Source organism: Clostridium sp. AF19-22AC, assembly GCF_003479085.1.
Taxonomy (GTDB): domain Bacteria; phylum Bacillota; class Clostridia; order Lachnospirales; family Lachnospiraceae; genus Faecalicatena_A; species Faecalicatena_A orotica.
The window spans coordinates 1-17,924 of the sequence record NZ_QUGN01000005.1 but is presented as its reverse complement, the minus strand read 5'-3'; the positions used below and the strand labels follow the sequence as shown (position 1 = coordinate 17,924).

Sequence of the window (17,924 nt, the reverse complement as noted above, 5' to 3'; positions counted from 1 at the left end):
CTGCTACAAATCTCCCATCTTATCCAGAATCAGATGATAGAATTCTTCATCCGTCCCCTTCTTTTCCAGAGTCTCCAGTATCATACCGTCCTTAAGCAGGATGATTTTCCTGCAGCAGCCCGCCATCTTCGGATCATGCGTTACCATGACTATCGTCTTCCCATACTCCTGGTTGATCCGTGTCAGCGCGTCAATCACAATCTTTCCTGACTTGGAATCCAGATTTCCAGTCGGCTCATCCGCCAGGATCAGCTCCGGGTCATTAATCAGGGCACGGCAGATCGCCACTCTCTGTTTCTCTCCTCCCGACAGCTCGTAGGGCTCTTTATCCAGCAGATGTGCGATCTGGAACTGTTCGGCCAGTTCCTTTGATTTCTCATCCATTACTTCAGACTTTTCCTTGTTCAGAATCATGGGAAGCATAATGTTTTCCCTCACGGACAGACTGTCCATCAGATAAAAATCCTGAAAGACAAACCCGATCTGTTTTCTCCTGATATCCGCCAGTTCATCTGCATGCAGGCCGTTTGTATCTTTATCCGTGAACTTCAAAGTCCCCGCTGTCTGCTTGTCGATCAGTCCCAGCACCTTCAAAAGTGTCGTCTTGCCGCATCCTGACTTTCCCATAATCCCGAGGAAGTCACCTTCCTCGACATTAAAATTGAGCCCTTTTAATACTTTAATCTCATCCTTTGCACCACTCGGGTTCAGTTTCTGATAATTCCTGATCAGATCATTCACTTCCAGTACTTTTAATTTTCCCATTCCGCCTGCCTCCATATCATTCTCTTAATCCAAAAATACCACAGTACCCATATGCCCACATAAACCAGATAAATAATCCCTCCTGCTATAAGGAAACTCAGAACTTCCTTTGAATCGTATAATCTGGCCCTTACCGTAAGACCTCCGAAAATTATTCCGCCTAAGGTCCCCACTGCGAGCGGCAGCGCTGCAAATATCTTCATCTGCCCTGCCAGAGCCTTTTTCCGTTCATTCTGCCGCATACCCAGTTTTCTCAGGAAATTATTCTGCCAGTTCAGCTCCCTTGCCTCAGATTCAAACTTCACATAATACTGGAAGAGTCCCATAATCGTCATCAGAATGAGGATAAACAGGTACACCAGTTTTCGGAAAAAGATTTCCGCACCGGTATCAACAATCATCTGCTGCTTCCCATAGAACGGCAGAATTGCACTGTCCCAGTCTCTGTCAAACGCATGTTTATCAGTCAGATAGTCCATATCTTTGAGCATCCCCTCATACTCCTTCTCAGGAACATTCCAGCATATAAGCTGTGTCGGTCCCTCTGTCATATTAGATGGACGGGAGTACGACGGGTACGCTCTCCATTCGTCGATGTCAGCCGCTTCTCTTAAACTCCACTGTTCTTTATTGTAAGTGGAAATCCTCTGGTACTCTTCTTCAAAATACTGGTCATTGAATACGACCAGGTTATCCTCCATTCCCTGATGGAACGTCCCCGTGAGACAGTCTCTCTCCTCACTCTTTATGATACGTTCCGGAAATATTTTCTCATATATCCCTGTATTATAAGACATCAGCGGCTGTCCGATCCTCAACATTTTATGGATTCTGTTCGTATCCCAGTCAATCGTATGTGCCTTTGCCGACAAATCCTGCTGATACACAACATGGATTTCATCATCTGATAAATCCAGCTTTTCAGGCGTCTTCCCTAAGGCCTCCTTCAGGGCCCGGTATGTAGACTCTGAAATTGCTATATGCTGCCCCTGTGGCCACTGAACCGGGCGCAAGTACGGCCCCCACTGTTTATTAATCGCGTCGGAGCCGTAGATCGATGTAATCCTGAGCATCGGATAAACAGACGCCTCTGCACCATGCTTCTTAGCAATCGCATCTAAATCCTCCATATCCGCGTCATAGGCCGTGCAGACAATGCTGTACGGGAACATCTCCGGTATATTCTGTTTCAGGAGTCCGCCTGCCAGCTGTACCCCAAACATAGACAGTATAAACAGATGCAGCACAGACAGATAAAAAAGATTCCATGTGCTTTTCTGAAACCGGTAATACAACGGACGATTTGCAATCAGATTCCTGTTGTACCTGTCCCTGTGCCTTTCCAGCCTGTTCAGGCAGATTGCGGTTCCCCCCTTAATAAGCAGGTAAACTCCGAGTACCGTAAAGATATGTATATACATAGTCTCTGCCCAGCTTCTGGAAAAATAGATGCGGATGCTGACTGCCAGAAGGAGAAGTCCCAAAATCACAAGTATGAGATTGTATTTCTTCCCCCGTTTTTCTTTCTCAACCTGTGTATTCATATTCATAGAACGTGCAAGGTTCAGCACATTTTCCTGATTAAATCCAAGGGACAGGAGCACGATCACGAGATACCCGAGTATCCCAAGCCCAATCGTCCTTACGCTGATTGCAGATGCCAGATTGACTACGGCCCCATTATTTGTGAGTGAACTCTGCCAGATATCCCTGATGATATAGGATGCCGCCCCTCCGAAAAGAATACCTGCCACACCTGATATGAAAGCATTTGCACTGAACACGATTCCAAACATCAGATAAATCGTTCTGCTTCTCATTCCAAGGATGACCAGAAGGCTGTTTGACTTATTCTGGTCTTTGATATAATACCCAATGATCATTGTCATCATCAGAATGCTGCACAGAGCCATGAGAAATCCAGTCTGTTTAAATATCCGCGCAAGCCCGAATCCGAACAGGAAGTCTTCCTCCCCGTGCACCTGTGAGATCAGGCCATACATTGTAAGTATAATATACATAAATGCCGCGGTCAGAAAGCACCCCGATGCAAGAATCATCTGCCCTTTCTTGTTGTAGGAAGCATTCTTTCGGATCATCCTGAAAAACTCCTCGGGGTATCTGCCCGGAAAATAGCGTACCCGCTTCTTTTCTTCCTTCTCGTACCTTTCCCGCGCTTTCATCTCTTCGTATTTGCGGTTCATCTCATCCCGCTCTTCAATCCAGCGGGAGCCCATGTAATCGATGATAACCAAGGCTAAACATACCCCTCCGACAAATATCTGTCCACCCGGAAATATGCTGATGGCAAAAAATGCAAATCCGAAACCGGGAAGAAACTCAAATGTTTTCAGGCTTTTTCCATTTATTAACCAAATACAGCGTATTAAATACAGTAAAATTCCAATTACCGCAAGTATACCAAAACTAAACGGTATTAATGATACCAGATCCTCTTTCCAAATGGATCCGTCTCTGAGTTTGTAAATAAAATCCCACAGACTGTAAAATCCATCAATCGCCATAATCTTACAAAACAATAGCGAAAAAAGCATCAGAAATCCACAGACTATCCTGAATCTCCTGACTTTACGTTCCACATTCATAGAATCCCTCCTCGTCTCTAAAAACATGATCACGTCACCTACCGCAGCCGGCGATACGACAGTGGGCGTATACTGGTCACCTTGCTGTTTCACCACTTTTAAGCTACACTCATTTTATCGCTATTACTATTTTTATACAATCCTTATTGCGCGAATAGTGCATTTTCCTGCTTGAATTGAAATATAAAAAAGCTGCAGCCATTTTCAGCTGCAGTTTTTTAGATTCCGTCAATCCACTCCAAAAGTTCTCCAATATCATAATCTCCCGCATGAGGAATCCCCCAAGGGTATGCAAGTTCTGCATCCACTCCATTCTCACGCAGCTTTGCCGCCAGCATTGCAGAGACCGCAAGCGATGTGTCCCGGTCGACCACCCCATGACGGATCCTTATATGTTCTGCTTTTACCGCTTTCTCATCTTCAATATACGCCATCGGATTCATCATCTTAATCTGCTCTTTCTCCGCAAGTTCTCCCCCAACAGTGCTGTGGTCCTGACTGAACTCTGTAAAATGCCGAAATCTGTTAGTAACACTCCCAAAGAGTTCATTCTCCGGTGTCCCCAAGCACACATTGTCAAAAGCAGGCGTTGCCTTCATACGTGTGCGGAATATCACATACTTATCAAAATCTATCTTCAGCCTGCCGCCCTGCACCGTAATCCAGTCATACCCGGACATATCCGTCCCTTTCAAAATCTCACCTTGCACAGCAGCTTCTACAAATGATTTTACATACTCCTTAAAACTTCCATTTCCCTGTTCATCTAGTTCAAGAGGGTTTCCCCCATCATCTTTCAGCCTCAGGCTGTTCAAATATTCTGGAAACATCTCTTTCAGCTTTCTTGACATTGCTTTTTGTTCCTCTGTCATCTGCCCGTCCACGGGAATCATTTCAGGCTTTCCGCCTTCCTTTACAGGAGGCTCAAACCTCATGCTATGATAGTCATTCAGTCCGCAGAACTCCCATTCATATGCCATATCAGCATGTTCCAGATTCGTAATTGGACAATAGCAGGAAGACGCAAATATATGATCCTTTTCCTCAGCTGCACCAACTGCCTGCAGATACGGCTCATAATCCGGATGGTTTCCCGTTGTCCCAAGAAGAGCGGACAACGCTCCTCCTGCACTTGTCCCGTTGGAAATGATTTTCTCAGTATCCCCCGGTATCCGCTTGCTATTAAATCTAAGATACCTCACTGCCGCCTTCAAGTCACAGATTGCCGCCGGTGCTATTCCGATATTATTCCCTTCCTTATCCTTCTGCTCTCTTCCCCTCACTCCGGGCGATACAACGACCAGGCCGTGAAGCAGGGCGAAAAATGCCGCATTCGTTTCTCCATGTACATTTTTCCCCGGACGCTCCACCGGACCCGGCATGTATCCCCCAACGGTATTGGGAAGAAAGATTGGTGCATTTTCCAGATGATAGTTACCAATCATTTTACCTTTATAATAGTCTTCCGGGACATAGATACTTAGAACCTGCACCTTTTCATCCACCGGCTCCGCCACATACGGAATATTTTCAAATGCACGGTACACAAGTGTATATCCATCCATTTCCAATGTCTCTACTGAATATTTTTCTGTATCAAATATCAAACTCTTGTTCATAGTATTCTACTCCTTTATTTCAATGTTAGTGGCTGTGTCGCTCTTCTAACTCTGACCTTATCGTATGATAAAACTATTTTAACTCTTTTTTACTGGTCAATCAATTCAGCTTATAATAGAATTTATTCCATAATGGAATGAATCAGTATGCATGGCTATTGGGGAATATCCCTGATGGCTAATTTTCAGCCCCTTACTATAAAAAACAAAGGAAGCTTTTCATTATTATCCCGTAGTAAATTTGTTTTCTTTGTGCTAAAATAAAGAAGGCTTTGTGCATTTGGGCGTTTCCATGCCTGCACTTAAGTTTACCTATAATCAAAGGAGATGAAACTATGACAGTCATCCGACCCTTTCAGGGCGTGCGGCCCGCAAAAGAACTGGCTTCTTCTATTGCCGCACTGCCTTATGATGTATATAACCGCGAAGAAGCCAAAGAAGTCGTGGAGCAGAATCCTCTGTCCTTTTTAAAGATTGACCGGGCAGAGACACAATTCCCGGACGATGCAGATATGTATTCCCAGAGCGTCTATGATCGCGCGAGAGATACGCTCGATAGCATGGCTGCTGATGGTTCTTTTATTCAGGATGAGGCAAAATGCTATTATATCTACGCACTTACAATGGACGGACACACACAGACCGGACTTGTAGGCTGTGCCTCCATCGATGATTATCTGGAAAACCGGATTAAAAAGCATGAGAATACAAGGGAAGATAAAGAGCTGGACAGAACCCGCCATGTCGATACACTGAGCGCCCAGACCGGGCCCATTTTCCTGGCCTACCACGCAGTTCCGGAACTAAACCAGATTCTGGATGCTGTTAAAATGACTCTGCCGCTCTACGATTTTACGAGTGAGGATTCTGTACGCCATCAGGTATGGAAGATCGGAAGTCATGATAATATAGAAAGAATTGCTCATATTTTCGAAGAGGTTGATAATATTTATATAGCAGACGGCCATCACCGTGCCGCTTCAGCGGTAAAAGCAGGGCTGAAGCGCAGGGGAGAATTCCCAGCATATACAGGAGACGAAGAGTTTAACTATTTTCTGTCAGTCCTTTTTCCGGCCGAGGAGCTTCATATTTATGACTACAACCGGATTGTTTCGGATTTAAACGGGTATACGTTCGATGCCTTTCTGGATATGGTAAGAAGCGGATTTGAGGTTTCAGAACCTCAGACAGAAGCTGTACGGCCATCGCAGAAAGGGGAGATCGGCCTCTACGGAAATGGTTTCTGGTATTCACTGCATGCGAAACCATTCCTTTTCTCGGAAGATCCCGTGAACGGTCTGGATGTTTCTATACTGCAGAATGTGGTTCTCGGACCACTGCTTGGCATCCGGGACCCGAAAACAGACAGCCGGATCCGGTTTGTCGGAGGAATCCGGGGACTGGAAGCACTTGCAGAGGCAGTCGATGATGCAGGGGACGGGGCAGCATTTGCCATGTACCCTACTTCGATGGACGAACTGCTGCGCGTAGCGGACGCCGGAAAACTGATGCCGCCCAAATCTACATGGTTTGAACCTAAACTTAGAAGTGGACTGCTGATCCACCGTTTCGAAAGAAGCGAACACTTGACAACATAAGAAAGGAGATTTTATTAATGGAAAGAAATGACGCATGCTGGTGCGGCAGCGGAAAGAAATATAAAAAATGCCACATGGCTATTGATGAACAGATCACACTACACGCGGAGAAGGGCGAGATCGTCCCGAGCCGCAAGCTGCTTAAAACCCCGTTCCAAATCGAGAAGATTAAAGAAAGTGCAGCGCTCAACACTGCGGTTCTGGACGCTGTGGCTGAACAGATTCATATTGGGATGAGCACGGAAGAGATAGACCGGATCGTTTATGATGTCACGACGAAAAACGGCGGGATTCCTGCACCGCTTCATTATCAGGGCTTCCCGAAGAGTGTGTGTACATCACTTAATAACGAAATCTGCCACGGTATTCCGGATGAGAACATCATTCTGGAAGAAGGGGATATCATCAATGTCGATGTCTCTACCATACTGAACGGATATTTTTCTGATGCATCTAGAATGTTTAAGATGGGAAAGATATCAGAACGCGCAGAACGCATTATCAAAGTAACAGAAGAGTGTGTGGAACTTGGACTCGCCGCAGCCAGACCGTGGGGTCACTTAGGTGATATCGCCGATGCCATCAACACCCATGCACAGGCGAACGGATATTCCGTCGTCGAAGAAATCGGCGGCCACGGAATCGGACTGCAGTTCCATGAAGACCCGTTCGTAAGCTATGTAACCCCTAAGGGAAGCGAAATGCTCCTCGTACCGGGCATGATGTTTACGATTGAACCTATGATCAACGAAGGAAGCCCAGATTTCTTCGTGGACGAGGACAATGACTGGACCGTATATACAATTGACGACGGACTATCCGCACAGATTGAATATATGGTGCTTGTGAAAGAAGACGGAATAGAAGTACTGACAAAATAAAGAAGATGCGGCTGCCCCCAGCCGCATCTTCTCTTATATCCCCAGTCTCTGCCGTGCAAACACAGCCGCGCCGATCACGCCTTTGCCGATGAATTCTTTTGAATAGAGATAGTCAAACCCATAAGCCATGACGTCCCTCCCTGTATTCTCATTCACGGCTCTCTCGAATTCTTCCCGCGGGAAATCTGCCATTTCCGGCACCCCGCCGCCCACGATGATCGTGTCAGGGTTAAAGATCGTGACCATGACTGCATAAATATATGCACAGGCCTGAATGAAATCCTTCATCGGTTTTTCATCCTTATGCTTTGTAAACATATCCTGGATCTCGGTGTCCGGATAATACTGTCTGCGCAGCTCCTGCAGCCGCCATCCGGATGCATAGCACTCGCAGCAGCCGGTCTTCCCGCAGCTGCACCTGACATCCCCGCCAAAGTATGGAATGTGCCCGATATCCAGTTCTGCCCCGTTCTTTCCTTCCAGAGGCTTTCCGTCAATCACTACGGATGAACCGACGCCTGTGCCGATATAAATACCGACTACCACCTTCTGTTTTTCAAGGTGGTTTGCCGCGATATCGTACAGCAGGATATTATTCACATCATTGTTGATAAACACTGGTACTTTAAAATATGCCCTGATTCCCTCTGCCATATTGGTATGGGAAAAGACTGCTTCTCCCTCCTGATTCCGGATATTTGTGGTACAGATGACCGTTTCCTTGTCATTCTCCACCGAGGAGGGGACTCCGATCGAAATCGCTTCCACCTTCCGGATATGATTCTTCTCTATATAATCTGCGATTATTTCACAGATCTTTTCGATTGGTTTGTCTGCATATGCAACAGCCGAACTTTTTATCACAGAGGGAGACAGCATTTCATTATCCGGTGTAACTGCACCGATACGAAGATTGGTGCCACCCAGATCAATTCCGATAATTACGTTCTCCATATTACTCCATTCCTACTTCCTGATGCAGACAGTACAAACTTTTTTGCGGACGAATCTGTTTGTGGAACCCGCTTATATGGAATCTGCAATCTCGTCAATCCATGCATTTCTCGTCATATAGAAGCATCCGCGCATCATATGGTATTCATCATATTTCGCATTCCTTGCCTGTACATGGATCGGGATTGCATCATTCTTCATCTCTTCCATAAATGCCTTGAAATGTTCTGTAATGATCCTGCAGTAGTCGCTTTTACAGCTGTCTACTACAATTCTGGTAGGATTATACACCCACAGGAGATTATACAAAACCTTTGATACTGTGTTCAGCACCGGAGTCAGTATCTGTACTGCCTGCGCGTCGTTCTCCTGATACAGCTTAAGCATTTCGGAAAAATGCAGATTCATTCCCGCTTCTTTCATCTTTCTTTTCACGGCAGAGATGGATACAACCTCTTCCAGAGTGGTAAAACGATTCTCATTCCCATCCATTGTGATGAGCATCTTTCCGACCTCTCCTGCCATATTCTCTTCCCCCGCGACCGCTTCGTCCTTGTGGATGAAATATCCTCCGACCCCATAGCCGCAGTAGAAGTAGAACTGGCTCTCCATTTCCGGGTTCAGGCTGTCATACTCTGACCTCGCCGCTGCAAATACATCATGAAGTATCAATATATTATTTATTCCAAATTCTTTCTCAAATAATTCCCTGATATGTAATTCTTTAAAATCAGGTATCAGATCATAGTTTACAAGATCCACTTCTTCATCATAGGCACTCGGCACAAAAACGGCCATACCCGTTGTGGCAGTGGATATTGTTTCAAGTTCCTCCCTGATGGCCTGAAAAACGTCCGACAGAGATTCCCTGTAAGTTCTTTCACTCTCCAGAGGAATGCTTCGTTCCCTTAGGAGTCTCTCATATATGTCATAGATCAGGAAACTGATCTCATCCTCAGAGGTAAGATTCACACACACAATATTACCGTAATTCTCTGCAATCTCAAGTACCTTGGGATTCCTCCCCACATCTGAGTTTGCAGACTCCTTTTCTACCAGAATACCGGCAGCTATCAGATCGTCGACCACATGCTTGACCGTCATAAGGCTGATGTGGTTCTCCTTCGCAAGAATACTCCTTGTTGTGGATTTACTCCGTATGATACTCTGCAGGATATTTCCCATATTTACATTTCTAATATTTTTTACTGTCAGGACCGGTTTCTTTTCTACTGCCATATTGTCTGAATCTCCCTCTGCATTTACGCGATTTTTCACCTGTAGTTTATTTTAAACAGGTCTTAAGAGACTTGTCAATGATTTCAACCGCCTCATCTACATTTTCGCGGGAAGTAATCAGGGCCGGATGCATAACGACTACTACATTTTCCAGATTCTTACGGCTTTCCAGTTCGGTAATCAGGCCGTTTCCGAGCATGGTTTCGTAGAATTCCTGACCGAGTACATACTTGTCTGCATTCGGGCTTCCTTCTATCTCAATGCCCTGAAGCAGGCCGCGTCCGCGCACATCTTTGATTACATCGTATTTTTCTTTCAGGACCAGAAGCTTCTCATGAAGGTAATCCCCTGTCTCACGGCTGTTGTCTACCAGATGTTCCCTCTCGATAATTTCCAGATTTTTAAGCGCACTGCGGCATGTCAGCGGATAGCAGGAGTGTGTATGTCCGTGCAGGCTGATTTTGCTCATTGCTTCCCCGATCTCCCTGCGGCATAGAACCGCGGATCCCGGTACATAGCCACTCGTCAGGCCTTTCCCGGTGACAAGGATATCCGGCGTTACGCCCTCATACTGACAGGCGAACATCGATCCTGTCTGGCCGATACCTGTTACAACCTCGTCGAAGATCAGAAGTGCGCCATACTTATCGCACAATTCCCTTACACCCTTCCAGAATCCCTTCGGAGGCACAATCACGCCGCCGGCCGCAAAGATTGGCTCTGAAATGACCGCCGCGATGCGGTCCCCGCCTTCATGCAGCATCGTCTGCTCCAGATATTTCAGGCACTGCAGTCCGCAGGTGCCCGGCTCTTTACCGAAATCACAATGGTAGCAGTAAGGTGGTGCAGAATGTACGAACCCTCTCGGAAGCAGTTCGGAAATCCCTGAATTTTCCTGAATCATCTCTGATTTACCCGTTGCTGCTGCAGCTCCTGCTGTGGAACCGTGGAAACCTCTTCTAAAGGAAATGACTCTTCCTCCGCCTCTGTAATATTTTGCCGTCTTCAGCGCAAACTCATTGGCGTCTGATCCGGTACATCCGAACATCACCTTGTCGAGTCCTTCCGGTGATATTTCAATCATTTTTTCCGCCAGGGCCGCTCTTTCTTCTGTCGCAAAACAGGACGTTACAGACACCAGCTTTTCCAGCTGCTCCTTCAGGGCCTCAATCATTTCCTCATTTCCATGTCCTAGGGTACAGGCAGAAAACTGTCCGGAGAAATCCAGATATTTTTTTCCTGACTCATCGTACATATACATTCCTTTACCCCTGGTAAATACAATATCGTCCGTTGTATAGCACTGTATTAAATATTTTTTATCTTTTTCGATTGTCTTCATACTGACATCTCCTTTTTGTCTAAATGTCATATCTTTGACAGGGCTGCTTCGTCTGCAATGACCGTCACATCCCTGTGAAGCTGCAATATGGAGGCCGGCACACGTGGAGTAATCGGTCCGCCAATCATACGGCTGAGGGCATCTGCCTTCTCTTCGCCGCTTGCCAGCAGCAGGATCTTCTCCGCACTCATGATCGTGCCGATACCCATTGTATATGCCTGTCTCGGTACATCTTCAGCATTCTCGAAGAATCTCTTATTCGCCTCAATGGTACTCAAAGCAAGTGAAACGCAGTGGCATTCTTTTATGAAGCTGTCCGACGGTTCGTTAAAACCGATGTGCCCGTTCCTCCCGAGTCCCAGAAGCTGGAGTCCGACGCCCCCGGTGCTTTGGATCAGTGCTTCATATTCCCTGCATACGGCGTCTGCATCTTCCCGCTCGCCGTCCGGGATAAACGTATTCTCTTCCTTTATATTTACATGGCCAAACAGATTCTCTTTCATAAAATAATAGTAGCTCTGGCTGTCCTCTCTGGAAATTCCCCTGTATTCATCCAGATTCATTGTCCTGATTTCTGAAAAGTCCAGAATTCCTTCCTGATACCACTTGCAAAGATATCTGTAAGCCCCTGCCGGGGTGGAGCCTGTTGCCAGGCCCAGAGCTTTCTCCGGGCCGGACACAATCTGCGCTGCAAGAATGGTTGCAGCCTTTTTACTCATTTCGTCATAATCTTTTACTCTGTATACTCTCATAGTTTATGTACACCTTATTTATCCCACTCACCATACTTGGCAATTACTTTGTCTTTGATCATCTGGCAGAACTCATCTGTCACCTTGAAATCATTTACTACTGTATACCAGTAGCCGTTGCTTTCCAAGAATTCTTTTTCATACTTGATTGCAGCAAATACGTCGTCCCATGTGATTCCCATGCCTTCCGGACGGATCTCAACGCCTGCCCTGTGGATGATATCAAGGATTCCGTCAGGATCATTTCCTCCCATAGCTGAACCTACGAAGATTCCTAAGCATACTGGCTGTCCGTGGATAAATTTCTTCTTTGTCATGTACTCTAATGTATAGAATAAGAAGTGGTCGCTTCCCTCGATCGGTCTCGGGTTCCAGCCATTGTTGTGGAACGCTCCGCCGCCCCATCTTAAACCTTCTGTCAGGATGCGGATTCCTTTTTCATTTAGCGCATAGATATCATCAAGCCCGTCTACGACTGACTGGAATACTTCTCTGACTTCTGCAACCATCTCTTCGTCATATGGCCATTTCTCTTCACATTTGCCCTGATCTGCAGCATATTTCCAGTCAAACATGGAGTTATTGTAGCACAGTACGTCGCAGACACCGCTTCTGTTGAGAGCTTTCGGTCCGTTCTGGATAACATCATAATCCACATATACTGCAACCGGCTCAACATAACCCACATACTTTACAACACTGTTGAAACGAACGCCGGCACGGTGTCCGAACACTGCATTTGTCGCGATAGAAGTCGGAACCTGGTACAGAGGCATGTGGCTCTTCCATGCCACCATCTTTGCATAGTCAACTGCCTGTCCGCCGCCGAGGCCGATGACGGATTCAAACTTCGGAAGCTTCTCAACATTTGCCATGATCTCATCATATTCCAGTGTTTTTACAAAATGCACGATACAGTCATCGTCAAATTCATCCTTAAAGGTATCCCATAAATCCTCCATCGTCACTACCAGATAAGGTCTCTGCACGATATTTTTTAACTCTCCCACGAGGTTACGTCCGTAGATTGTTGTAAATAATTTTTTTGCCATGATTTTTTTCTCCTTTTATTCTTAAATATAATTTATAAACACTATTTAATATTATGGTATAACGAATTTTTTCATTTGTCAATCATTAATTCTAACTATTTTCCACTTCCATATTCATGCGCCTTTCGCGCACTTCACGCATACACTCATCCAGCCTCTTGTCACTGAGTCCATAGAACATCTGAACGATAAAATGGATCATTGTCACAATAGCCGGCAGGATAAACGCAAGTACTAACAGCCATGTCAGTGTTGACTCCGACTGTGCCTGATTTGCCACGTAACCGGAACCGTCCAGCAGGATTCCCATGATCTGTGCCCCGAGTGCCGCACCGATCGTGATACAGAACCCGTTGATTGCAGAGATGATTCCCGCCTGCCCTTTGCCGTTCTTCCACTCACCGTAATCTACCGTTGCCGGAATCATAACATTTGAGAAAGAATAGTATGCCCCGCTGAAAATACCGTTGAGGACAAACAACACGAATAATATCCCAAACTGCATAGAGTCTGCCGCAGCTCCCGGCCCGTAAGCCCTGCACAGGACAAACAGGAGGATACTGACTGCCGCGCTTCCCACCATGCAGAACTGGTAGGCCCTTCCCGTATCTCTGAACAGTCTGATCAGAGGCTTCATAAAGAATACGCCGAACATCAGTGCCACCGTAAACGCAAACATAGCAACGGAATAAAAGTCTTTCAGACCCAGATAATATGTAAATACATAGATAACCATACCATTCTTGATAGCCTGCATAATCTGCTTTAACACCTCGCCGACCTGAAGGATGATCGCCGGGCGGTTCTTTCCAAAACTCTTAAGCTGGAGAAGGAGGTTCTCGTGGTCTACCTGACGGAGATGTTCCCTGCAGGAGCCGTCCCGGTTCAGCTCATATTTCCTTGTCATAAATACATTCAGTATCTGGAACAGCATTACGGTAAGCCCGATCGTCACTGCCGCCCAGAAATATCCCTGTGCTTCATTTCCACTATTGCCGCCAAACAGTTTTACCAGAGGGAGGAACAGAGATGCTGCGACAACCTGTGCCAGATTTGTGCACACACTTTTTACAACTGCTATCGTCTCTCTTTCTCTTGGATTCCTCGTCATATTACAAAACTGTGCAATCTGGGGCATAAAGGAAAACGTCGCGCCGATGGAGCCAAAGCATCCATAGCAGATTGCTGCCCACCCGATCTTCAGCCCCGTACTCTCTGTCGGCAGTGCAGTAAATACACCCACAAACAGGAGAAACAATGGCACTATGCCAAATATCGCCCAGGAGCGGTAACGCCCCCACCTGTAACAGACATTGTCCAGCATATAACCGACCCACAGATCGGTGAAGCAGTCGGCGAACCGGGCAACCAGCATAATCGTTCCCGCCACCGTGGCGCTTAAGCCAACCACATCGGTGTAAAAATAAACCAGATAGTATCCGAATATAACCCATGAAACCTGAAAACTATATGCGCCGTACATACTGTGTATAATCTTATCATACCACGGCACCTTCGCTGTCGTTGAAGTAAAATCAATATCGTATGGATCTCTTCTATTTCTCAAAACATCATCCTCCCTGTCCTGCTTATACTACTTGGGTCCGGCCCTGTCGGGCGTTAGTTCTCCCACGCTCCGTATTTGGCAGTCACTTTATCTTTGATCATCTGGCAGAATTCGTCTGTTACCTTAAAGTCATTCACAACTGTATACCAGTAACCGTTGTTTTCGAGGAATTCTTTTTCATACTTGATTGCAGCAAATACATCGTCCCATGTAAGCCCCATTCCTTCAGGCCTGATCTCGACGCCAGCCCTGTGGATGATATCAAGGATTCCGTCAGGATTGTTGCCACCCATTGCAGATCCGACGAAGATTCCCAGGCATACCGGCTGTCCGTGGATGAATTTCTTCTTTGTCATGTACTCTAATGTATAGAATAGGAAGTGGTCGCTTCCCTCGATCGGCCTTGGGTTCCAGCCGTTGTTGTGGAACGCCCCGCCGCCCCATCTTAAACCTTCTGTCAGGATGCGGATTCCTTTTTCATTTAGCGCATAGATATCATCAAGCCCGTCTACGACTGACTGGAATACTTCTCTGACTTCTGCAGCCATTTCTTCGTCATATGGCCACTTTTCTTCGCATTTTCCCTGGTCTGCGGCATATTTCCAGTCAAACAGTGAGTTGTTATAGCACAGTACATCGCAGACACCGCTTCTATTGAGCGCTTTCGGTCCGTTCTGGATAACATCATAGTCCACATAAACTGCAACCGGCTCTACATAACCTACATACTTTACAACGCTGTTGAAACGAACTCCCGCGCGGTGTCCGAATACTGCATTAGTTGCAATCGAGGTTGGAACCTGATACAGAGGCATATGACTCTTCCATGCTACCATTTTAGCATAATCCACAGCCTGTCCGCCACCAAGGCCTATAACAGATTCAAACTTTGGAAGTTTTTCAACATTTTCCATAATCTCGTCATATTCGAGAGTTTTTACAAAGTGCACGATGCAGTCATCGTCGAATTCGTCTTTAAAGGTATCCCATAAATCTTCCATCGTAACTACCAGATATGGCCTCTGTACAATGTTCTTCAATTCTCCTACCAGATTGCGACCGTAAATTGTTGTAAATAATTTCTTTGCCATAATACATTTCTCCTTCTTTTTTCTTATCTGATTAATGTTTTCCTATTCATAAACTTTATTTCTAAATAGTGTTTATAAATATTATTTAACATTATAATACGCGTATATCCACGATATGTCAATTCTTACAAATTCACAAATAATAAGAAAGATTTTTATGCACTTTTAACAAAAGCAAAAAATGCCCTGCCATCAAAGCAGGACATTTTCAGATGTCATCCCAATATTCTTACCATCAGGCAAACTTCCTGATCTTCAACTCTACTCCCAGTGATTCTGCCAATTCCCGGCTTGCCTGAATATCCTCTTCCGGCAATACATCTACAATGGTCATCCTTACATGTGGGATCACCCCTTTGCATTCCACGGCAAAATCCAGCATTGCTTCGAATGCATTCTCAAATTTCGGCCGTGTCACATCCATATACGCCTCCTTTGTCGGTGCATTCAGACTGATGGATACCGAATCCACCACCTCTGCAAGAACAGGAACAATGTCCCTCTCATGATAGAGATTTCCAAGTCCATTCGTGTTGACCCTTATCGCAACCCCGTATTTTTCCTTCGCATACTTCGCAGAAGCAATCATATTGTCCAGTGCACAGGTCGGCTCTCCATAGCCGCAGTATACGAGTTCCGTATACCCTGTGAAATCAAATGCATCCATCGCCGCAATAATCTCCTCCAGCGTCGGATCAGCCTTATGCCACAATGTCTCTGCATCGCCGACACCGTCCTCATGGCTGCGGATGCAGAACCGGCACCTGCAGTCACAGAGATTCGTGATATTTGCGTAAACCTGATTTTTATAAGTATACAGTATATCTGCCATATTAATTTCCTCTCTTTTTTCCCTGCCTGTTATTCACACATATGCAGTATTTTCTGGGTTTTATTCTTCACATGCGCCTTATCCATTGCTGCTGCCAGCACAAGGAAAATGACTGCGCTCCCGCCGGACTGCACCGCACTTCCGGCAAACGATGCCAGCGGCGCTATAAAGGAGCCAAACAGAATTCCTTCTGCAAGATAATACCCGGAGGCGGAGATAACTGCCGCAAGGAAAGGTGCCGCAATGTTTCTCGGCGCAAGGATTCTGCCTTCTTTACTCGTAAAAGGCAGTGTAATCAGCATCTTGATGATAATCGTCGCCGGAGCCCACATCGGCGCCGTCAGGATATCCGCCATTCCGCCTCCGATTGCAGCCGCCGTGAGCGCGTATGGCCTCGGGAGAAAAACTGCCGCCATATAAATCAGTGCATCCCCAAAATGAATATACCCTCCGTTTGCACCGTACGGGATATGGCAGATATAGGCTGTCATCACCGTAATCATAGCCGCAAACAGACCTGTCATAGTAACTTTTGATGTGTTGCTTTTCATGCTCTTAGGCCTCCTTTTCTACTTGTTGGTATTCTTCATCAGCATACCGAGGAACTGTTCATAATTCACCCCGTCGTTGCGCGGGATATTTTCCTTCACAGAATCCACAATCGCCCGCTCAATAAAACCTCCGGCCAGCCGGATACTTTCTGTTATCTTATCACCACGCGCAATTCCCGCCGCTATGACAGATGCGAAAAGGTCACCCGTTCCGGAATAGCTCCCCCCTACATATGGAAATGCAGAGAGACTCACCTGTTTACCGGATACTGCAAGGTTTCCCATCTTTTCCACACCGTCTTCCCCATCCAGAAAATGGATTCCGGTAACTACAACGGTATCCGGTCCCTTTTTAATCACGTTCCTCGCCATCTGTTCCACGATAGTCAAGAGATTCCGCTCATCCGTCATATTCTGGATCATCCTGTAGTCCGTATCCGTCAGCAGGCAGAGCTCTGTCAGGTTAGGGGTAATCGCATCCGCTTTCCAGACAAGTTCCTTCATAAGGCTTAAAAGCCGGTCTGTAAACATGGCATATACATTGCCATTATCCCCCATGACCGGATCAACTAAAAGAAACGTATTCTTCCTTTGAAACGTCTTTAAAAATGTAAATATTTTCTCGATCTGCTGCTCACTTGCCACAAATCCGGTATAAATACCGTCAAACTGAGCATCCATCTTCTCCCATTCCTGCCGGAAGTTTTCCATTTTATCTGTGTAATCATCGCAGAAATAACTCGGGTACCCTGTCTGTGCACTTAAGACCGCAGTAGGCAGGGGACACGGCTGGACCCCCATTGCCGCGATCACCGAAATTGCAGCGGTGAGGGAGCATCTTCCAAATCCTGATAAATCATTGATGACAGCAATTTTTTTAGTCATAATACAGCCTCATTTCTTTTCTATGGTAATGATGGAATTCTTCTACTTGCATGACATCATATCACAGAAGTGGTTTACTCAAAACGTCCAGTTATGCCATATTTAATCAGGCCAGTTTTTTCAATGAAACAAAAAGGAGTGCTGCAAAATGAACCGCTCCCCGTCAAGTAGACAATTAAAAAAATAAAAT

The 17,924-nt window shown here is 45.9% G+C and carries 15 protein-coding genes; 2 read left to right on the top strand and 13 right to left on the bottom strand.

The annotated features are described in order from the left end of the window. Positions 1–3 precede the first annotated feature (3 nt). The 3 genes from DWX43_RS07330 to DWX43_RS07320 all read right to left on the bottom strand — a co-directional run bounded on the left by DWX43_RS07330 (position 4) and on the right by DWX43_RS07320 (position 4,990). Positions 4–765 carry an ABC transporter ATP-binding protein gene (locus DWX43_RS07330; RefSeq protein WP_118619781.1) on the bottom strand — a complete coding sequence of 254 codons (762 nt, stop codon included), beginning with the start codon at positions 763–765 and terminating at the stop codon, positions 4–6. Then, positions 753–3,467, bottom strand: coding sequence for an FtsX-like permease family protein (locus tag DWX43_RS07325; RefSeq protein ID WP_147356292.1), 2,715 nt, complete (start codon positions 3,465–3,467; stop codon positions 753–755). The genes DWX43_RS07330 and DWX43_RS07325 overlap by 13 nt, the downstream gene beginning before the upstream one ends. 122 nt (positions 3,468–3,589) lie before the next feature. Continuing rightward, a complete protein-coding gene (locus DWX43_RS07320) occupies positions 3,590–4,990 on the bottom strand; it encodes a subtype B tannase (RefSeq protein ID WP_118619777.1) in 1,401 nt (466 codons plus the stop codon). Between the two features lie 335 nt (positions 4,991–5,325). On the opposite strand from DWX43_RS07320, the gene DWX43_RS07315 reads away from it, so the two are divergent. Both DWX43_RS07315 and DWX43_RS07310 read left to right on the top strand, forming a co-directional pair. Next, entirely contained in the window at positions 5,326–6,588 is a 1,263-nt protein-coding gene (locus DWX43_RS07315) for a DUF1015 family protein (protein ID WP_118619775.1), read from the top strand. A 17-nt stretch (positions 6,589–6,605) separates the two neighbouring features. After that, positions 6,606–7,469, top strand: coding sequence for a methionyl aminopeptidase (locus DWX43_RS07310; protein WP_118619773.1), 864 nt, complete (start codon positions 6,606–6,608; stop codon positions 7,467–7,469). A gap of 33 nt (positions 7,470–7,502) precedes the next feature. Here DWX43_RS07310 and alsK read toward each other — a convergent pair whose 3' ends face one another. From alsK to DWX43_RS07260, 10 genes are all read right to left on the bottom strand, one after another. Continuing rightward, positions 7,503–8,423 (bottom strand): allose kinase, encoded by a 921-nt coding sequence (gene alsK / locus DWX43_RS07305; RefSeq protein WP_118619771.1) that lies wholly within the window; start codon positions 8,421–8,423, stop codon positions 7,503–7,505. A 72-nt stretch (positions 8,424–8,495) separates the two neighbouring features. After that, a complete protein-coding gene (locus tag DWX43_RS07300; RefSeq protein WP_118619769.1) occupies positions 8,496–9,662 on the bottom strand; it encodes an ROK family protein in 1,167 nt (388 codons plus the stop codon). Positions 9,663–9,708: 46 nt separating this feature from the next. Beyond that, positions 9,709–11,004: an aspartate aminotransferase family protein gene (locus tag DWX43_RS07295; RefSeq protein ID WP_118619767.1), complete on the bottom strand. Its 1,296-nt coding sequence runs from the start codon at positions 11,002–11,004 to the stop codon at positions 9,709–9,711. A gap of 26 nt (positions 11,005–11,030) precedes the next feature. Further along, the gene (gene nagB / locus DWX43_RS07290) at positions 11,031–11,756 is read right to left on the bottom strand and encodes a glucosamine-6-phosphate deaminase (RefSeq protein ID WP_118619765.1); all 726 of its coding nucleotides are present in this window, start codon (positions 11,754–11,756) and stop codon (positions 11,031–11,033) included. A gap of 14 nt (positions 11,757–11,770) precedes the next feature. Next, a complete protein-coding gene (locus tag DWX43_RS07285) occupies positions 11,771–12,808 on the bottom strand; it encodes an iron-containing alcohol dehydrogenase (RefSeq protein ID WP_118619763.1) in 1,038 nt (345 codons plus the stop codon). 91 nt (positions 12,809–12,899) lie between these two features. Further along, positions 12,900–14,375: a glycoside-pentoside-hexuronide (GPH):cation symporter gene (locus tag DWX43_RS07280; RefSeq protein ID WP_118619761.1), complete on the bottom strand. Its 1,476-nt coding sequence runs from the start codon at positions 14,373–14,375 to the stop codon at positions 12,900–12,902. A 53-nt stretch (positions 14,376–14,428) separates the two neighbouring features. Continuing rightward, positions 14,429–15,466: an iron-containing alcohol dehydrogenase gene (locus tag DWX43_RS07275; protein ID WP_118619759.1), complete on the bottom strand. Its 1,038-nt coding sequence runs from the start codon at positions 15,464–15,466 to the stop codon at positions 14,429–14,431. Positions 15,467–15,701: 235 nt separating this feature from the next. Further along, complete coding sequence (locus tag DWX43_RS07270) at positions 15,702–16,298, bottom strand: TIGR04100 family radical SAM protein (protein WP_118619757.1); 597 nt, start codon at positions 16,296–16,298, stop codon at positions 15,702–15,704. 29 nt (positions 16,299–16,327) lie between these two features. Continuing rightward, complete coding sequence (locus DWX43_RS07265; RefSeq protein WP_118619755.1) at positions 16,328–16,849, bottom strand: TIGR04002 family protein; 522 nt, start codon at positions 16,847–16,849, stop codon at positions 16,328–16,330. Between the two features lie 18 nt (positions 16,850–16,867). Continuing rightward, entirely contained in the window at positions 16,868–17,734 is an 867-nt protein-coding gene (locus DWX43_RS07260) for a pyridoxamine kinase (protein WP_118619753.1), read from the bottom strand. Positions 17,735–17,924: the final 190 nt, after the last annotated feature.